Raw genomic sequence first — 16,640 nt, 5'->3', positions numbered from 1 at the left:
GCGGCGTCAGCCCCCGCCGACCGCGACGGCCGCGTTCGGGACGCTTCGGGCTTCGAGCAGACGGCGGTCGCGGGCGAGCACGTCGAAGCCGTCGTCGCCGAACCATTCGAGCGACGCCTCCGCATCCGCGTCAAGCTCCGGCAGAAACCCGTCATAGTCGAACGCGCCGCCGAACAGCGGCGTCATGCCCTCGCGCCGGCCGGCCGCGGCGTAGACGTTGGCCGGCTCGAACACGCCGAGATCCTCGCGGGCCCGGACGTTCTTGAGGTGGTAGTGCCGGATCCACGGCCGGAGCGCCCGATGCGCCTCGGCCGCGTCGTCGCCGCCTTCCCAGACGTGCAGGACGTCGAAATTCAGGCCGAGCGCGGCGTGGTCGATCTCCTCCACCAGCCGGAGGGTCGAGGCGAGGGTGTCGGCCAGCGTGTTGGGATGGGTCTCGACCAGAAGCCGGACGCCGTGATCGTCGGCGACCTCGCACATGAGGCGGAGCGCGGCGACGATCGCGCGGCGTTCCTCCGCCGACGTCGCGCGGCTGCCGCGGGCGCCGGCGAAGGTGCGGATCTTGCCCGCCCGCCAGTGTCCGGCGAGGCGGCACAGCCCCTCGGCGCGGGTCTGTATCGCGGAGCGCTCGCCCTCGGTCGGCAGGTAGTCGCTCAGCATCGGCGTCGCGAGCCCGAAGCTCGCGAGCCATTCGGCATTGTAGAGCGGCGTCCTTGCGAGGTTGCGGGCGTGCGCGCCCCACAGCTCCACGCCGTCGAAGCCGTTCGCCCGCGCCCAGACCGCGATGTCCTTCAGCGACAGCAGGCAGTGCCGGAAGGTGATGGTGCAGAGCGAGACCTTCATGCGATCGCCCTTTCGGTTTGGGGAAGCGCCGGCAGGCCGGCGTCGTCGCGCCATTGCGCGAAAGCTTCGTCGAGGCGGCGCTTGATCGCGCTCTCCAGCCGGTCGTAGCGGTCGAGCTCCGCGAACAACGGCGCGGCGAGGCTCCGGTCTCCGGTCTCGACCAGCTTCAGCACCTGGAAATTGAGGCCCTTCAGGCCGAGCGCCAGCGTCTCGATGTCGTCGCACCAGGCCTGGAATTCGGCGTCCGGCAGCTTGAGCGCGCGCCAGAGGAAGGCGAAGGCGTGCTCGTAGGCGTACTTCCGGATCGACAGCACCGGCAGCTCCTTCAGCGCCTCGGGGAGCGTCTGAAGCGTCAGGCCGCCGCGGCCGTCGAGATGGGCGGCGACGATCGTGCGGACCGCTTCGACCAGCGGGTTGCCGGTGGTCTGGCGACAGGTCGCGATGTAGGCGGCGAGGTCGGCGGGCCGGGCGGGGCGCAGGGCGGAGGCGTCGAAGACGTAGCCGCCGCCGACCGTCGGCTGACGCACGGCGTTGAGAACCTTCGCCTTTTCGATCCGGCCCTCCCAGCGGAAGTCGGGGTCGAGCACCTCGAAGACGTCGGGATCGTCCTCGGCGTTCTCCAGCATGAGGTAATGCGGGAAGGGGTTCTGGTTGAACTTGTTCTCCCGCTCCGGCAGGTGGAACAGGTCCAGCATCACCATCACGCGCTCGTCCGGCCGGCGGCGGTCGACGAGGTCCAGCAGGGTCGAGACGTTGGTTTCCTTCGACTTTTTCGGGTCGTGCCACTCCCTCAGGGTCGCGCCGTAGAGGCGCTCGAACCAGCGCCGGAAGAAGGCGTGGCTCACCGTCGGGGCGTGGTAACGCAGGGTGAATTCCGGGGTTAAGGCGAAGTCGGCATCGAACACCCCGAAATAGAACGCGCGGTGGTCGATCCCGCGCTCCTTCAGCGCGGCGCAGACGCAGCTCACGAAGCAGTGCACCTTGATGTCGACGTAGTCCTCGCCGTGAACCCCTTGGCCTTCCGGCGCTTCCGCCGCAGCCGCCGGGGCGCGTTCGCCCGCGAACAGGGCGGCGAGATTGGCGACGGTGGAGAGTTCCTGCCGTGTGATCGCCTCCTCCGGGGCGGCGAGCCCGAAGTGCAATTCCAGGTTAAGAAACAGGTGAAGCATCAGGATGCTGTCGAGGTAGAGGTCCTCGTTCAGCCGCGCCTCGGGTCCGAAGGCCTCCAGATGCGGCCGCTCCATGTGGTCGCGCAGCACGACCAGGACGGCCTCGACGATCTCGTCGCGGGTCATGACGCCGCTCCTTCCAATGCGGGGACGAGCCGGCCCTCGGCGTGGCGGGCGGCGATCTCGCGCCGGCTGACCTTGCCGTTGGCCTGGCGGGGCACGGCGGGAAGCTGGATCACCTGCGCCGGCAGCTGGTGGCTCGCGAGGCGGCCGCGCAGCCAGTCCATCACCGCTGCGACGGGCACGGTCCCGCCGGCGCTGAAGACCAGACCGACGCGCTCGCCGGCGAAACGGTCCGCGAGCCGGAACGCCACCGCGTCGGCGACGCCGGGCATGGTCATCGCCACGTCCTCCACTTCCTGCGGATAGACGTTGAGGCCGGACACGTTGATGGTGTCGTCGAGCCGGGCGACGAACAGCAGCATGCCGTCGGGCCGCAGCGCGCCGAGGTCGCTGGTGCGGACCTTGCCGGCCGGGCCGCGCACCAGGATCTCGGCCGGCGCGTCCGCGGTTCCGGCGGTCACCGCGAGATGGGGCAGGGGACGGCCCATGTCCTCGGGCGCGGCCATGTCGGGATTGACGGCGACGACGCCGGCCTCCGAGCAGCCGTACTGCTGGAACATGTGGCGGGTCCGGGCGCGGATGCGGTCGAACCACGCCGCCGGCAGCAGCGTGCCCGAGGTCATCGCCGCGTGCAGCGTCTCGTCCCTCGGCGCGAGCTGGGCCACGGTGTGCAGCACCGCGGGCGAGGCGTAGAGCAGCGGCCGGTCCGTCTCGCGCAGGCGCTTCAGCAGATGCTTCGGGTTGCCGGGATCGACGAGAACGGGCGTGCGGCCGCGCTTCAGCGCCGCCAGCACGCCGCAGATCAGCCCGTAGGAGTGGGTCGTCGGGCAGGCCACGATCGGCGTCATGTTGTCGGGCTCACGGAAGGTCGCGACGTAGGAATTGAGCTCGCGCTCGATGTGCTCCCACGGCCGCTCGACGCATTTGGGCGCGCCGGTGGTGCCGGAGCTCATCTGCAGCAGCATGCCGGGCGAGGGGGCGGCGTCCGGCAGCGCCTCGGGCTCGGCGGCGTGGTGCAGCAGCGCGTGGCAGCCGGCCGAGACCGCGAGCCGGCGTGCGGCGGCGTAGGGCGTCGCGGGATGGATCGGCAGCACGCTCGCGCCGACCGCGCGGATCGCGAAGAACAGGCCGAGCCAGTCCGCCGGGTCCGCCAGGCACACCGCGAAGCGGCGGCCGTCCGGATGTCCGAACTGGGCGATCGCGGCGTGCGCCGGCCCGGAGCGGGCGAGCTCCTGCGGGTCGAGCAGTCGGTCGTCGATCGCGATCATGACGCCTCCCGGACGCGGGCGCCCGAAGGCGCGAAGATGTTGGGGACCGCGCGGCTGCGGGCCGAGCCCGGATCGAGCTTGCGCGCGAGCAGGCGCTCGACCGCGATCTCGGGCGCCGTGAAGCCGAGGCGCGCCTGCCGTGCGCCAAGCCCGTGCGCGGCGGCGTGGGCATAGAGCGCCCGCTCGACGCGCCGCCAGAACTCGGCCTCGGGGAAGCCGTAGCGGCGCGCCAGCAGGTCCGAGACCTCGGTCAGGTTGAAGACGAACAGCGCGTCCATCACCAGCGCGCGCAGTTCCTCGACCGAGCTCATGACGAAATAGGCGTCCGGCGCGGCGTCGCGGTAGATGGGGTCGATGGTGCCGAAGTTGGGGAAGGCGTCCGGCGCGGCCAGGAAGTCCGGCGTCACCTCCACGCTGTCGTGAAAATCGCGCAGGACGAGGCGCTCCGGCCAGCCGTCGCGGTGGACGAGGACCATGTTCTGGCCGTGGGACTCGGTCGCGACGCCATGGGCCGCGAGCAGCCGCCAGACCGGCAGCGCCGCGACCTCGATCAGCCGGTCGACCCAGGCGGAGGCGCCGTGGCGGCGCAGCCAGCGGTCGATGAAGGGCGCGCCGTCCCGCTCCGTCGCCATCAGCGCGTTGAACGGGACCGCCTCCTCGCCGGGTTCGAGCAGCGCCGGGACGCTCTCGCGCCACAGCGCGGCGATCTGGCCGCCGAGCGGCCCGTCGCGGTCGACGACGATCCCGGCGTATTCGCGCTGGATCGCAAGCCGTCTGTTCAAGCCGGGGTCGCCGGCGACGATCCCGGCCAGCCAGTCCGACAGCGCCGGCGCGACCGTGACCGAATGCGGCTCGATGGTCCTGAGCGCGGAGGTGTTGCCCATGTTCATGGCGAGCTTGACGTTCGCCCGCGCCGGATCGTCCACATTGGCGAGCGTGCGCACGGACTGGGTGGCGCGATAGCGGGGGCCGGCCGGCCCCAGCGCGCGGATCGAGCCGTCCGCGAGCCGCGGCGCGAGCGCGCCATCCTTCAGCGCCGCCCATTGCCACGGGTGGATCGGGCAGAGGCCGAAGCCGCCGGCGTCCGCGGCCATCCGCCGGCGGTCGAGCTCGGCGAAGGTCTCCGGCCCGCACTCGCGCCCGAGGAAGGTCGCCTCGTCCGCGGGCAGCGCGGCGTCGATCCGTTCCGGCGCGACCGCGAGCCAGTGAAGCTGGAAGGTCGCGCCCGCCTCCGGCCCGAAGCGGCGGTGGTCGTCGTCGCTGAAGCCCGTGCGGGCCTTGAACGACGGGTGATAGGGGTGGCCCTCGTCGAGGGCCGCGTCGAGTTCGGGGAAGGCGAGGTGCCGGCGGTCGCCGCGGTGGACATGCGCGGCGTTCCAGCGGCAGAGCGCGACGGTGCGCGCGAGCTCCCGGCCGAGTTCGCCCGCGTCGCCCGGCAGGGCGGACGCGAAGGCGTCGAGCCGGGCCGCGGCCCACACGCCGGCGCGGGACCGGACCTCGACCGAGCCCGGCCGCAGACGCGGGCGTCCGAACGGGCCCGTCGCGCCCTGCGCGCGCCAGCGCAGGCCGTCGAGCGTCCAGACGAAGCCGGCCGTGCCCTCGACCTGCGTCGGGACCGCCTCGACCAGCTCCTCGTAGATCAGCGCCGCCGCAAGCTGGCGCACCACGCGCGCCTCGGCGTCTTCGGGCGCGTCACACCGCGACGGCATGGCCTTCTCCGCGGCGGGCCTCGGCGGCGCGTTCGAACAGCGGGTTCGGCATATGCGCGTAGACGGCCTGCTCGTCGCGGGTCTCCAGTTCGTCGATGTCGAGCAGGCGGGTGACGAGATTGGCCTTCGAGGTGATCGTCGGCCGCTCGAGCGCGTCGAGCGCGAAGGCGCGACCGGCGCCTGTGAGCCGCCGCGACAGCTCGTCCAGCCGGCGGCCGAGCGCCTCCAGCAGGTCGTCCTCGCGGGCGAGCCCGTCATGGCCCATGCGGCTGATGACGGAGAACACCTGATTGACGATGAGGTAGTAGCCGAAGCGGCGCTGAATCTCGGCGTCGTCGTAATAGAGACCGGAAATGTGGGCGGCTTCCGGCGCGACGCGGTCGAGGCTCGCCCGGTAGGCCTCCGAGAGGTAGAAGCCCTGGCTGTCGCGGTAGTGGCAGACGGTCGGAAGGCCCTGCGACACGTCGAGGACGACGTTCTGCTGGTGGGCCTCCAGCGCCACGCCGAGCGCGTCGTAGAGCTCGATCGGCGGCTCCAGCGCGCAGTCGAGATAGGCCTCGAACCAGACCGAGGCCGCCTGCGCGGGCCGGAGCCTGCGGTCGGCCGCGACCCGGCGCACCAGCGTCTCCAGGCGGGAGCGCTCGCCCGGCAGCGGGGCGGCGGTCAGCGCCGCGATCGTCGCCACGCCGCGGTCGCGGCCGGCCATGAACGGGTTCTGCCGGAAGATGACCTCGAAGCCGCTCTCGCTGCGGCCGGGAAGGTCGAGCGTCATCCAGGCCGGGTCCTGGATGATGCGGAAGCGCGGGCGCGTCCGCAGCCAGCCGGAACGCTGGAACAGCCGCGCCATGGCGACGCCGGCGGCGAGCTCGTGGCGGCGGTTGACGCGCACCGAATTGGTGATGCGGACCGGCAGCGAGAACTTGAGCATCCACGGTTCGCCGGGCGAATAGACGGTGCGGACCGACGAGGTCGCGGCGAAGGCCGGGCCGGCGGGGCCGAGGCGGCGCAGCAGTCCGGCCTCTTCGAGCGCGAGCACCTGCGGGTCGAGCAGCAGCGCCTCGGCCTGCAGCGGGTGCATCGGCGCCGCGATCTCGTCGTCGGCGAGCGCCGGCGCGTCGGGGCCGGCGGCGAGCAGCGCGCGGGCGATGTCGGGCGCGACCGCTCCGGCGCCGTCATGGCGCACGATCGAGGACTTGGCCGCGAAGAAGGCGAGGCGGAAGCTGCCTTGATGTTCGGGGGCGTAGGCCGGGCGCTGCCAGCTCGCCATGCCCTGCAGGCTCTTCGGCGTCGGGTGCAGCCAGTGGCCGAAGGTCAGCGAGCGCTCGGCGGCGAGGAAGTCGTCGTCCGGGGCGGGCGCCGAGGCGCGCGCTTCGATGTTGGCCGCGATCGACTGGTAGCTGTCGAGCGCGCGGCCGAGCAGCTCCAGCTCCGCGCCGCGCAGACGCTTCGCCTTGTCCTCGCCGAAGCGGCCATAGGCCTCGCGCAGCAGCGCGGTCAGCGCGTCGAGCGGGGCGACCGGGCGCCAGACGGCCTCCGCGCCGCGGCGCAGGACGGCGCGCCCGAAGCGGTGCGGCCCGCAGCGCGAGGCCGAGACCAGCTCCAGCCGCAGCGCCGCCTGCTGCGAGGACAGCGCGAGTTCGATGCAGTCCACGGGGACGCCCGGCTCGACCGGGCGGCGGCCGAAGGTTCCGGGGTCGATCTCCCGGAGGTAGCAGTTGACGAAGCTTTCCAGCGTCGCCTGTTCGGCGATCTCGCGCGCCGAGGGGATCATGAGATCGCCTCCGTCCCGGCGCGCGCTTCCGTCACGTCGAAGTCGATATCGGTCATGAGCCTCGTCGCTCCGCGACCGCGCTGCGGTCCCTGAGTGAAGAACGAGGCAGGAGGGGGAGCCCCGTAATTTTACGGAAGCCGGACTGGGGCGGACGGGCTTTCGAGGCGTCGGGCGTTCAGGCGCGGGCGGCGGCGTCCTGCTCGACGATGCGGCGCACGAGGATCAGGTCGTCGGGCTTGTCGACGTCGATCGCGGCGCGGCCGAAGGGCAGCTCGACGATCCCGGCGGTGCAGCCCGCCATCTCCTCGATCCGCCGCACGGCGTAAGCCAGCGTCAGCCGCCCCGCGAGATGGGCGAACACGGCGCGCAGGCCGAGCCGGCGGAGCAGCGTGAAGGGCTTCTTGCGCTCGTTCTCGACGATCTGCCAGAGCTGGATGGCCCGGAGCGCCCGCCGGTCGCGCAGGTGGAACAGGTTGCAGCCGGAGAAGCGGCCGTCGCGGAAGCGCAGGAAGGTGCGCTTGGTGTCGGGCGCGGCCGCCATCACGTCGCGGTCGCGCGCGAGGCCCGCGACGACGTCGACGTCGGGCAGGTGGTCGAGGAAGTGGCGCACCCAGTCCGGTTCGAGCAGCGCGTGGTCGGCGGTCGTCACCAGCAGCGGGCCGCCGAGCGCCTCCAGCGCCTCGCCGACGCTGCGGCTGACCGAGGTCGACGACCGCAGCACCTCGACGCCTTCCAGCGTCACGAGCTCGGGCCGGTCGATCGAGACCGCGATGCGGTCGATCCGGCCGCTCGCCCGCAGCGCGGCGATGACGCGCTCCAGCATCGGCGTCCCGCCGATCGGGATCAGCGCCTTGTGGCTGACGCCCGCGAACTCCGCCAGCGGATCGCGTCCGGGGCGCACGCCCGCCAGCACGAGGGCCGTGCGGGTCATTTGAGCGCCTTGGCGTAGAGCCGATAGGTCTTGTAGGCGCGGCCGTCGGACAGCGCCTCGCCCATGTGCCGCATCGGCAGGTTGCTTTCGAGCACCCACGACATCTCGACCCGCTCGATGCCGCGGCGGCGGCCCTCCTTGCGGAACTCGTCGAAGATGTAGATCGGCATGGCGCGGCCGAGGAAGGAGCGCGAGTATTCCTTGCGGACGCCCATCAGCGCGACGCGGCCGCTCGTATAGGTCATGCGCTTCAGCCGCCAGATCAGCTTCGCCCAGTTGAACGGCAGCAGCTTGCCGTCGAACTCGGCGATCATCTCGTTGAGGTTCGGCAGGCCGACGCCGAAGGCGGCCGGGCGGCCCGACACCTCGACGATCCACAGCAGCCGCTCGTCGATCAGCAGCTTCAGCGACTTCGCCAGATGGTCGAGCTCCTCGGGGCTGAACGGCACGAAGCCCCAGTTCTCCGACCAGGCGTCGTTGAAGATGTCGATGACGGTCGCGATCTCGGCGTCGTAGCGCTTCCAGTCGAGATGGCGGACGACCACCTCCGGCGGGCGCGGGCGCTCGATGATGCGCTCGATCGCCTTGGGGAACGGCTCGCTGGTGCGGTGGAGATAGGCGAACAGGTCCATCGCCTTGGCGTAGCCCTGCTCCCCCACCCGAGCCGCGACGTAAGGGGCGTCGTGCGGCATGAACAGCATCGGGGGCGTGTCGAAGCCGTCGACCAGCAGGCCGCATTCCTCGTTGATCGACAGGTTGAACGGGCCGCGCGCCTCGGTCCGGCCCTTGGCCTTCAGCCAGGCTTCGGCGGCCCCGAACAGCGCGGCGAAGACCGCCGGGTCGTCCTCGGCCGCGAGCATGCCGAAATGGCCGCAGTCGGACACCCGGTCGTCGCTCTGGGCGCTGATGCGCCCAACCGGCTCGCCGCCGCGCCAGGCCAGGAAGAACTGCGCCTCGACATGCTTGAACAGCGGATTCTTGGCCGGCGACAGCGACTCCCGCCGCTCGATCGTCAGCGGCGCCACATAGTTCGGGTCGCCCGCCTGCAGCCGCTGCGGCAGCGTGATGAAGCGGTCGAGGTCGCGCTTGCCCTCGACCGGACGGACGTCGATCGCGCTCATCGGCTGGGTTCCGGCAGCAGGTCTCCGGCGGCGCGAAACGGTCGCGGGCGGGCGAGGCCGCGCTCCATCCGGAACAGGTTGAAGGCGCCGATGATGGCGAACAGGATCACGCCCGACCACGCGCCCACGACCGGGCTCAGCACCCCGGCGCCGCCGAGCGAGGTGAGCAGGCCGTCCGTGAGCAGGAAGGCGAGCCCGAGCGCCAGGCCGACGAAGACGTAGCGGGCCGAGCGCGCGTCGCGCCAGTTCAGGAAGGCGGCCGGCATGGCGAGCAGCAGCAGCACCGCGACGCCCATCGGGCCGGCGTAGACGCGCTGGATCAGCGTCGCGTAGAAGCTCGGCGGCGCGTTCGCCACCCGCTCGCCCGCAAGCACCTGCTGCGCCGAATCCGACGACATCAGCCCGCCCGGCGTCAGCGAGGCCACCGCGTCGGCCGGCGTCAGCGTCGTCTTCCACGGGCCGTCGGCCGGGGTTTGGACGTTGAAGCTCTCCCGGAGCCAGGAGGTGTGGGTCGCGCCGATCAGCGTCCAGCGCCGCTTCTCGTAGCGCGCCTCGGCGGCCGTGGTCCGGCCGATCGCCACCTTCTCGGCGTCGCGGTCGTAGACCTTGAGGTTCACGAGCGTCCGCCCGCGGTCGCGCAGGCCTTCGAACGAGATGATCTGGTCGCCGAGCCTCAGCCAGGCCGGCTTGTCGGAGTCGATCTTGGAGTCGGGCCCGGCCGCCCACCACACCGCGAGCGAGCGCTGCGTCTTCGGCAGCACCACGTCGAGCAGCGCGCACTGGGCGACCGCGAGCACGAAGGCGCCGGGGACCATCAGCGCGAACAGCTCCCACGAACTGCGCCCCGCCGCCCGCATCGCGACGATCTCGCTGTTGCGGGCGAGGAAGGCGAGCGCCGCGAGCGCGCCCACGAGCGCGCCGAGCGGCAGGGAGTGGGCGATCAGCGTCGGGGTGCGCAGCGAGAGATATTCGACGAAGCCGGCCGCGCCTTCGCCGCGGTCCAGGATGTCGCCGGCGTTGTCGACGAGGTCGAGCACCTCGGCGATCGCCGCCAGCATCAGCGTCGCCGTGACGGCGAGCGCGAAGAAGCGGAAGCTGAGATAGCGGAGCAGGCGCATGGAGCGGACCTTCAGCCCTTCGCGGCGGCGCGGCGCAGCCGTCGGAACGGCGCGAGGATCGCGTTTCCGATCGCGGCGGCGACCGCGTTGACGCGATCGAGCATGCGCGACAGCGCGGTGTCGCCGGGCCGGTCCGTGCTGGTCGCGAACAGCCAGAACGAGATCGCGGCCAGCGCTGCGAGCGGCGCCCAGCACGCGATGATCGCCGGCAGCACGCCCTTGTGCGCCAGCGTCTCGCCGACCTGGGCGAGGTTCTGGAACGCCAGCAGCAGGGCCGCCGCGAGCGCGATGTTGGCGAAGCGGCTCTGCCGCCGCATCGTCATGCTGAGCGGCGCGATCAGGATCGGCAAGAAAATCATCGCGAGCGACCGCACGATGCGGGCGTGGAATTCGGCCGAAAGCTCGCGATAGGGCTGCACCGGCGCGGCGGCCCCCATCTCGGACCACAGCTCGGTCATGGACAGCTCGCGCTCGTCGCCGCCGCGGGGACGGAACGGCGGAGCCTCGAGCGCGAACTTCTTGTCGAAGACGAGATCGTTGAACCGCGCGGAGCTCGGGCGGCCGCCGACCTCGGCGTTGCGCAGCACGAAGCCCTTGTGCAGCCGAAGCTGGAGCTGCTTGCCGTCCGGCGTGACCTCCAGCGTGCCGCCGGCGGCGGTCGTCAGCGTCTCGCGGCCGTTGGCGCGGTCCTCGATAAACACGCCCTTGAGCCGGCGTCCGGTGTTGTCGACCTCGTCGGCGGTGACGGTCAGCCCGTCGCGGACCGAGATGAAGGTCGCGGCCGGCGCGTGCGCGCGCCAGGCGTAGGTGACGGACTGGTTCAGGATCTCGCGGTAGGCATAGCGGCTGTAGGGGTCGAGGAAGCCCATCACCACGAGGTTCGCGAGCGCCAGCAGCACGCCCAGGCCGACGAGCGGCTTCACCAGCCGCCACACCGAAACGCCGGTCGCCATCATCGATTCGAGCTCGGCGCCGTTCGACATGCGCGAGAAGGCCGAGAACACGCCGAGCGCGAAGGCGGCCGGCGCGGCGAAGCCGAGATAATGCGGGATCAGGTTCGCCGAGAGCGCGAAGACGAGGATCACCGGCGCGCCGGCGACCGCGAGCACGTCGACGATTCGCAGCACGCGCTCCATCAGCAGGCCGAGCAGCACCACCGTGAGCGCGATCAGCATCGGCTTCAGCGTGAGGCCGATGACGTAGCGCTCCAGCAGGCCGGTCGGAAAGAACGACGCCCGCTGATCGGAACGGAACAGGTTTACGCTGAGGGCCAACGCCGAAGGATCTCGTTCTTCAGGGACTCGATGGCGGCGGCGTCGAGCTCGGGCCCCTCGCCGAGCGCGGGCGGGCCGGGCCAGCCGGCGTCGCGGAAGGTGAGGCCGGCGAAGTCGCGCGGGGCCTCGTGGCGCGGGATCACGTGGAAATGCACGTCGGGGTCGACCATCATCAGCATCAGATAGTTGATCCGGTCATAACCCGTCACGGCCTTCAGCGCCGCCTCGATCTGCGGCACGAGCGTCCCGAGCTCCGCGAAGGCCGCGGCGCTCAGCGCGCCGAACGCCTGCGCCGGCTCCTTCGAGACCAGCACCAGCGATCCGAAGCCCGGCTGCTTCGGCCGCACCTGCACGGACCATAGCTCCGCTTCCCGGATCGCGGCGCCGGGATAGCCGAATTTCGTCATCGTCGCGTTGGCCATGGGCTCCGTCTGCGGAAAGGCTCGGATCGAACGAGGCGGGTGGCAGGATAGGCGTTTCGTCGCTAAGGACACGTCCGGACAAGCGAACGCGAGGCAAGCGACTTTATCATGACCAACGACAGCCGCACGGCCCCGGCGCGCATAGCGGTTCTTCTCGGCCGGTCCGACGTGCGCATCTGGGGCATGAGCTCCGCCGAGCGGCTGACCCGCCAGTTGAACCGGGCGGGCGTCGCCGAGGTGCGCGACACGCTCGACGGCCTGCCCGCCGACGCCGACGTGCTGCTGCTGCGCGTGGACTACGCCTTCGAGCAGCGGCTGGTCGACGCGCTTGCGGTCCGGCCCGGCGCCGCGCTGCTCGCAGGGAGCGAGCCGGTCGCCGCCAACGTGACGGGCGCCGACGCGCCGGCGGTCGCGGCCGCGATCCTCGCGGGCGACGCCGCGGCGCTGCCGGCGGGCGTGGAGCGGCTCGATTCTGAAGGCCTCGCGGGCTCCTACAACCGCAAGCTCCGCAAGCGCGAGATCGCCTATCTCATCCCGCTGAACGAGCGCACGGTGGACGAGGTCGAGGCCCGCAGCTTCGCCGGCTCCTACAAGGGCGTGACCGACTTCGTCACCAAATACGTCTGGCCGAAGCCGGCCCGGATCGTGACCAAGTGGTGCGCCGAGCGCCGCATCACGCCGAACACGGTCACCTATGTCGGCCTCGCGCTGGTGTTCGTGGCGCTGTGGGCGTTCTGGAACGGCTTCTACCTGTCCGGCCTCGTCGCGGCCTGGATCATGACCTTCCTCGACACGGTCGACGGCAAGCTCGCCCGCGTCACCATGACGTCGAGCGAGTTCGGCAACGTGCTCGACCACGGCATCGATCTTATCCATCCGCCGTTCTGGTGGCTCGCGTGGGTTATCGGGCTGCCGGCCGCGGGCTTCTCCGGCGACTACGCCGGGCTGATGATCGCGATCATCTTCGGCGGCTACATCCTGCAGCGGGTGGAGGAGGGGATTTTCCTGCGGCTGTTTGGCATGCACATGCATGTCTGGCGGCCGTTCGACAGCTTCTTCCGGCTGATCACCGCGCGGCGGAACCCGAACCTCGTCATCCTCACCGTCGCGACGCTGTTCGGCCGGCCGGACGTCGGCATGTGGCTGGTGGTGGTCTGGATCGTGCTGAGCTTCCTGGTCCACACCGCCCAGATCGTCCAGGCGCTGATCGCCAGCCGGCGCGGGCCGATCACCTCCTGGCTCGACGCGTAAAGGCGCGGGCCATGCCGAAGCTCGGCGTCGTCGCGAACGGCCGGAGCTGGCGCAACGCGCGCGCGAAGCGCGCGCCCGCCGCGCCGCCGGGCGTCGCCTTCGAGGCGCCGGAGACGATCGCCGGCTACGGGCCGGCGATGGTGCGGATGCGGGAGGCGGGCGTCGACGTGCTCGCGGTCGCAGGCGGCGACGGCACGCTGCGGGATGTGCTGAGCGCCCTGGGGCCGGCGTACGGCGACACGCTCCCTGAGATCGCGCTGGCGCCACTGGGCAAAACCAACGCCGCCGCCGGCGACGTCGGGAGCGTGGGCCACGGCCCGGACGCGCTGGCGCGGCTGTCGGCTGCGCTCGCTTCCGGCGCGCCATTCAAGCGCGCGGTCCGGAGACCGCTCGAGGTCACGGCGGACGGGCGGACGCTGCAGGGCTTCGTGTTCGGCTTCGGCGCGTTCGAGCGCGCGACGCGGCTCGTCAACGAGCGGGTGCACAGCCGCGGGTTGGCCCAGCGGCTCGGCGTCGCGGTCGGGATCGCCGCCGCCGTCCGCGCCGCGCTTTCGGGCGCCGAGCGCGCGGAATGGCGCGCGGGCGTGCCCGCCGCGATCGGCCCCGACGGCGCGGAGGCGGACGAGCGCGCCGCCTTCTTCTTCCTCGCCACCACGCTCGACAAGCTGATGCTGGGGCTCTGGCCGTTCTGGGGCGAGGGCGACGGCGCGATCGACCATCTGGTCGCCGACGCGCCGCCGCCGCGGCTCGCCTCCGCGCTGCTCCCGATCGGACGCGGCCGCCCGCGGCCCTGGATGCGCGAGAGCTACCGCAGCGGGCGCTCCGACGCGCTCTCGATCGGCCTGCGCGCGCCGTTCATCATGGACGGCGACACGTTCCGCCCCGGCGCCGACGGCCGCGTGGAGCTGCGGGCCGCGCCGCCCGTGACCTTCCTCTCCTACTGACGGTTCCGCGCCATGACGACGCCCGCCGAACCCGGCCTTGAACGCCTCGCCGCCGCGGTCGCCGAAGAGCTCGCCGCGCCGGTGGTCCCCGGCGTGCGCCGCTTCGCGGCCGAGCTCGCCGCGCGCTCCGGCGGCCGCGCCGCGGGCGTGCTGTTCTACGGCTCGGCGCTGCGCACAGGCGCCACCGACGGACTGCTGGACTTCTACGTGCTGCTGGACGATCTCGCGCATTGGGACGCGGGTCCCATGGCCCGGCGCGCCAACGCCGCGCTGCCGCCGAACGTGGAGTACGCGGAGAGCGCAGGCCCCGACGGCGGCTTGCGCGCCAAGATCGCGATCATGACGGTGGCGCAGTTCCGCGCCCACGCCCGGGCGCTCAGCCGCGACACCACCATCTGGACCCGCTTCACGCAGCCGGCCGCGCTCGCCTTCGCGCGCGATCCCGGCGCTGCGTGGGAGGTCGCCGAAGCGGTCGCGGTCGCGGTGCGCTCGGCGGCGTGGTGGGCGGCGCTGCTCGGCCCGGCGAGCGGGACGGCGGCGGAGTTCTGGTCCGGGCTGTTCCGCCGGACCTACGCCTCGGAGCTCCGGGTGGAGAGCGCGGCGCAGCCGTCGGCGATCGTCGAGCGCGCGCCGGAGCGCTTCGCGCGCATGCTGGAGCTCGGCTGGGAGGCCGCGGGCCTCCGCTTCACGCGCGACGGGGCGCGGCTGACGACGGCGATTCCGGAGCGGGAGCGTCGGACGGCGGAGCGCGCCTGGGGGCTTCGCCGCCGCCTCGCGAAGCCGCTCAATCTGGCGCGGCTCGCGAAGGCGGTGTTCACGTTCTCAGGCGGCGCCGACTACGTCGCCTGGAAGATCGAGCGGCACTCGGGCCACCGGATCGAGGTCACGCCATTCCAGCGCCGGCACCCACTGCTGGCGGCAGGGCCCGTGCTATGGCGGCTGTGGCGCCGAGGCGTTCTGCGCTGACGGCCACGGCCGGGAACGGGCACACGTTGTTCTCGGCGGGCAGCAGGCCGAACTCGCGGCCGATGCGGGTCATCAGCGCGATCGCGAAGTCGATGTGCTCGTCCGAATGGGCGGCGCTCACGCTCGACCGCAGGAAGGCGGACGAGTTCGGCGTCGCGGGCGGCAGCGCGAGGTTGAGGTACATGCCCTCCTCGAGCAGGCGCTTCCAGAACGCCACCGCGATCTCCGGCTGGTCGATGATGACCGCGACGATCGGCGAGCATTCGGGGCCGACATGGAAGCCGGCGTTGCGCAGGCCCGCGTAGAAGCGCTGGCTGTTGGCGGCGAGCTTGTCGCGGCGCTGGGGCTCGGCGCGCAGGGTGCGCAGCGCCGACAGCGTCGACGAGATGATCGCCGGCGGCAGCGAGGCCGTGAACATGTAGGGCCGCGAGGCGAGGCGCAGGATCTCGAAGCCGTCGAGGCTGGAGACGCAGAAGCCGCCGACGCTGGCGAGGCTCTTCGAGAAGGTGCCGACGACGAAGTCGACGTCGTCCTCGACGCCCTCGCGCTCGGCGAGGCCGCGGCCGTGACGGCCGAGCACGCCCATCGAGTGCGCCTCGTCGACCATCAGGTAGGCGCCGAACTCGCGCTTGACGTCCACGAACTCCTTCAGCGGAGCCGTGTCGCCCAGCATCGAATAGATGCCCTCGACCACGATCAGCTTGTCGCCCGGCTGGTCGGACAGGCGCTTCAGGCGCTTGGCGAGGTCGTCCGGATTGTTGTGGCGGAAGCGGACCACCGGCGCGTGGCCGAGGCGCGAGCCGTCATAGATCGAGGCGTGGCTGTCGGCGTCCAGGAACAGGTGGTCGTCCTTGCCGACCAGCGTCGAGATCATGCCGAGGTTGGCCTGATAGCCGGTTGAGAACACCATGCAGTGCTTGTGGCCGTAGAAGTCCGCGAGCTCGCGCTCCAGCTCCTGATGACCCTTGTAGCTGCCGTTGGCGATGCGCGAGCCGGTCGTGCCGGTGCCGTGGCGGCGGATCGCGTCGATCGACCGCTCCTTGGCCGCCTCGTCGAAGGTCAGGCCGAGATAGTTGTTGGTGCCGAACAGAAGAGTCCGCTTGCCGTTCACGACGCCTTCGACAGACGAGACGATGTCGTCGAACTTCACGGCGAACGGATCAGCTCCGACTTCCCTGAGACGATCATAGCGGTCGGTGAGCGCCGCGAACTTTCCGAATATCGACATATCACGCATTACTCCGCAGCGTTTCGATCGTCTTCGCGAGATCGTCGACGGTCACGACGCTGGCCATGTCATGCAACGGGATCGAGATGTCGAACTTGTCCTCGAGCGCCATGCAGAAGTTCATCACAGCTATTGAGTCGAGTCCAAGATCGTTCACGATGTTCATTTCCGTCCGCAATTCGACCCTTCGGTTGATGACTGTCTCGAGGACATCCTCGATGTCAGCGATCAACTGGCCTTTATCTTCATTCATCTTCCCGACCTGCCGGGCACTTACGCGACCCATACTTATGAAGGCCGCAAAGTATGAAGTTGTCGTCGATCTGTAAAGTTCGCCCCCGAACGACGAAAAACTCCTATGCGTCAGCAGCTTGTAACCGAGATCGGCGGCTTGCGCAGCCGGTCCGGTCGTCCTCGTCCGCCGATCCGTGTTCTGGCGGACACAGTGGCGCGGCCTCTTTCGACCCCCGCGGAACCGCGCCCGGAGCGGCGACGGAGGGGG

The 16,640-nt window shown here is 71.3% G+C and carries 15 protein-coding genes; 3 read left to right on the top strand and 12 right to left on the bottom strand.

The features are described 5' to 3' along the window. Positions 1-6 precede the first annotated feature (6 nt). The 10 genes from PKE78_RS10345 to PKE78_RS10300 form a co-directional block, all read right to left on the bottom strand. Entirely contained in the window at positions 7-843 is an 837-nt protein-coding gene (locus tag PKE78_RS10345; RefSeq protein ID WP_271200789.1) for a sugar phosphate isomerase/epimerase family protein, read from the bottom strand. Then, a complete protein-coding gene (locus PKE78_RS10340; protein WP_271200788.1) occupies positions 840-2,138 on the bottom strand; it encodes a DUF6005 family protein in 1,299 nt (432 codons plus the stop codon). The genes PKE78_RS10345 and PKE78_RS10340 overlap by 4 nt, the downstream gene beginning before the upstream one ends. After that, on the bottom strand, positions 2,135-3,403 hold the full coding sequence (locus PKE78_RS10335) for an AMP-binding protein (protein WP_271200787.1): 1,269 nt from the start codon (positions 3,401-3,403) through the stop codon (positions 2,135-2,137). The genes PKE78_RS10340 and PKE78_RS10335 overlap by 4 nt, the downstream gene beginning before the upstream one ends. Next, complete coding sequence (locus PKE78_RS10330) at positions 3,400-5,112, bottom strand: IucA/IucC family protein (RefSeq protein WP_271200786.1); 1,713 nt, start codon at positions 5,110-5,112, stop codon at positions 3,400-3,402. Before PKE78_RS10330 ends, PKE78_RS10335 begins: the two co-directional genes overlap by 4 nt. Then, a complete protein-coding gene (locus PKE78_RS10325) occupies positions 5,096-6,883 on the bottom strand; it encodes an IucA/IucC family protein (RefSeq protein ID WP_271200785.1) in 1,788 nt (595 codons plus the stop codon). Before PKE78_RS10325 ends, PKE78_RS10330 begins: the two co-directional genes overlap by 17 nt. 175 nt (positions 6,884-7,058) lie before the next feature. Then, complete coding sequence (locus PKE78_RS10320; protein ID WP_271200784.1) at positions 7,059-7,814, bottom strand: nucleotidyltransferase family protein; 756 nt, start codon at positions 7,812-7,814, stop codon at positions 7,059-7,061. Beyond that, positions 7,811-8,935 carry a dATP pyrophosphohydrolase gene (locus tag PKE78_RS10315; RefSeq protein WP_271200783.1) on the bottom strand — a complete coding sequence of 375 codons (1,125 nt, stop codon included), beginning with the start codon at positions 8,933-8,935 and terminating at the stop codon, positions 7,811-7,813. The genes PKE78_RS10320 and PKE78_RS10315 overlap by 4 nt, the downstream gene beginning before the upstream one ends. Then, positions 8,932-10,053 (bottom strand): LptF/LptG family permease, encoded by a 1,122-nt coding sequence (locus tag PKE78_RS10310; protein WP_271200782.1) that lies wholly within the window; start codon positions 10,051-10,053, stop codon positions 8,932-8,934. The genes PKE78_RS10315 and PKE78_RS10310 overlap by 4 nt, the downstream gene beginning before the upstream one ends. An 11-nt stretch (positions 10,054-10,064) precedes the next feature. Further along, positions 10,065-11,327: an LptF/LptG family permease gene (locus PKE78_RS10305; protein ID WP_271200781.1), complete on the bottom strand. Its 1,263-nt coding sequence runs from the start codon at positions 11,325-11,327 to the stop codon at positions 10,065-10,067. Beyond that, positions 11,312-11,749 (bottom strand): HIT family protein, encoded by a 438-nt coding sequence (locus tag PKE78_RS10300; protein ID WP_271200780.1) that lies wholly within the window; start codon positions 11,747-11,749, stop codon positions 11,312-11,314. Before PKE78_RS10300 ends, PKE78_RS10305 begins: the two co-directional genes overlap by 16 nt. Positions 11,750-11,857: 108 nt before the next feature. On the opposite strand from PKE78_RS10300, the gene PKE78_RS10295 reads away from it, so the two are divergent. The 3 genes from PKE78_RS10295 to PKE78_RS10285 are packed head-to-tail and all read left to right on the top strand — an operon-like array spanning position 11,858 to position 14,910. Beyond that, positions 11,858-13,000: a CDP-alcohol phosphatidyltransferase family protein gene (locus PKE78_RS10295; protein ID WP_271200779.1), complete on the top strand. Its 1,143-nt coding sequence runs from the start codon at positions 11,858-11,860 to the stop codon at positions 12,998-13,000. An 11-nt stretch (positions 13,001-13,011) separates the two neighbouring features. Continuing rightward, positions 13,012-13,944 (top strand): diacylglycerol kinase family protein, encoded by a 933-nt coding sequence (locus tag PKE78_RS10290; protein ID WP_271200778.1) that lies wholly within the window; start codon positions 13,012-13,014, stop codon positions 13,942-13,944. Between the two features lie 12 nt (positions 13,945-13,956). Further along, the gene (locus tag PKE78_RS10285) at positions 13,957-14,910 is read left to right on the top strand and encodes a hypothetical protein (protein WP_271200777.1); all 954 of its coding nucleotides are present in this window, start codon (positions 13,957-13,959) and stop codon (positions 14,908-14,910) included. Here PKE78_RS10285 and spt read toward each other — a convergent pair. Beyond that, entirely contained in the window at positions 14,828-16,138 is a 1,311-nt protein-coding gene (spt, locus tag PKE78_RS10280; protein WP_271200776.1) for a serine palmitoyltransferase, read from the bottom strand. The two genes, PKE78_RS10285 and spt, sit on opposite strands and share 83 nt — an antisense overlap. Before the next feature lies 1 nt (position 16,139). Continuing rightward, a complete protein-coding gene (locus tag PKE78_RS10275; protein WP_271200976.1) occupies positions 16,140-16,391 on the bottom strand; it encodes an acyl carrier protein in 252 nt (83 codons plus the stop codon). Positions 16,392-16,640: the final 249 nt, after the last annotated feature.

The organism is Methylopila turkensis, assembly GCF_027922325.1.
In the GTDB taxonomy this organism is placed as follows: Bacteria; Pseudomonadota; Alphaproteobacteria; order Rhizobiales; family Methylopilaceae; genus Methylopila; species Methylopila turkensis.
The sequence above is the reverse complement of the archived record's forward strand: the minus strand, read 5'-3'. Positions and strand labels throughout refer to the sequence as shown.

Coding starts and splice junctions, on each gene's coding strand:
- PKE78_RS10315 (WP_271200783.1), bottom strand. CDS start 8,935: ATGAGCGCGATCGACGTCCGTCCGGTCGAGGGCAAGCGCGACCTCGAC.
- PKE78_RS10290 (WP_271200778.1), top strand. CDS start 13,012: ATGCCGAAGCTCGGCGTCGTCGCGAACGGCCGGAGCTGGCGCAACGCG.
- PKE78_RS10320 (WP_271200784.1), bottom strand. CDS start 7,814: ATGACCCGCACGGCCCTCGTGCTGGCGGGCGTGCGCCCCGGACGCGAT.
- PKE78_RS10310 (WP_271200782.1), bottom strand. CDS start 10,053: ATGCGCCTGCTCCGCTATCTCAGCTTCCGCTTCTTCGCGCTCGCCGTC.
- PKE78_RS10335 (WP_271200787.1), bottom strand. CDS start 3,403: ATGATCGCGATCGACGACCGACTGCTCGACCCGCAGGAGCTCGCCCGC.
- PKE78_RS10340 (WP_271200788.1), bottom strand. CDS start 2,138: ATGACCCGCGACGAGATCGTCGAGGCCGTCCTGGTCGTGCTGCGCGAC.
- PKE78_RS10285 (WP_271200777.1), top strand. CDS start 13,957: ATGACGACGCCCGCCGAACCCGGCCTTGAACGCCTCGCCGCCGCGGTC.
- PKE78_RS10325 (WP_271200785.1), bottom strand. CDS start 6,883: ATGATCCCCTCGGCGCGCGAGATCGCCGAACAGGCGACGCTGGAAAGC.
- PKE78_RS10300 (WP_271200780.1), bottom strand. CDS start 11,749: ATGGCCAACGCGACGATGACGAAATTCGGCTATCCCGGCGCCGCGATC.
- PKE78_RS10330 (WP_271200786.1), bottom strand. CDS start 5,112: ATGCCGTCGCGGTGTGACGCGCCCGAAGACGCCGAGGCGCGCGTGGTG.
- PKE78_RS10275 (WP_271200976.1), bottom strand. CDS start 16,391: ATGAATGAAGATAAAGGCCAGTTGATCGCTGACATCGAGGATGTCCTC.
- spt (WP_271200776.1), bottom strand. CDS start 16,138: ATGTCGATATTCGGAAAGTTCGCGGCGCTCACCGACCGCTATGATCGT.
- PKE78_RS10295 (WP_271200779.1), top strand. CDS start 11,858: ATGACCAACGACAGCCGCACGGCCCCGGCGCGCATAGCGGTTCTTCTC.
- PKE78_RS10345 (WP_271200789.1), bottom strand. CDS start 843: ATGAAGGTCTCGCTCTGCACCATCACCTTCCGGCACTGCCTGCTGTCG.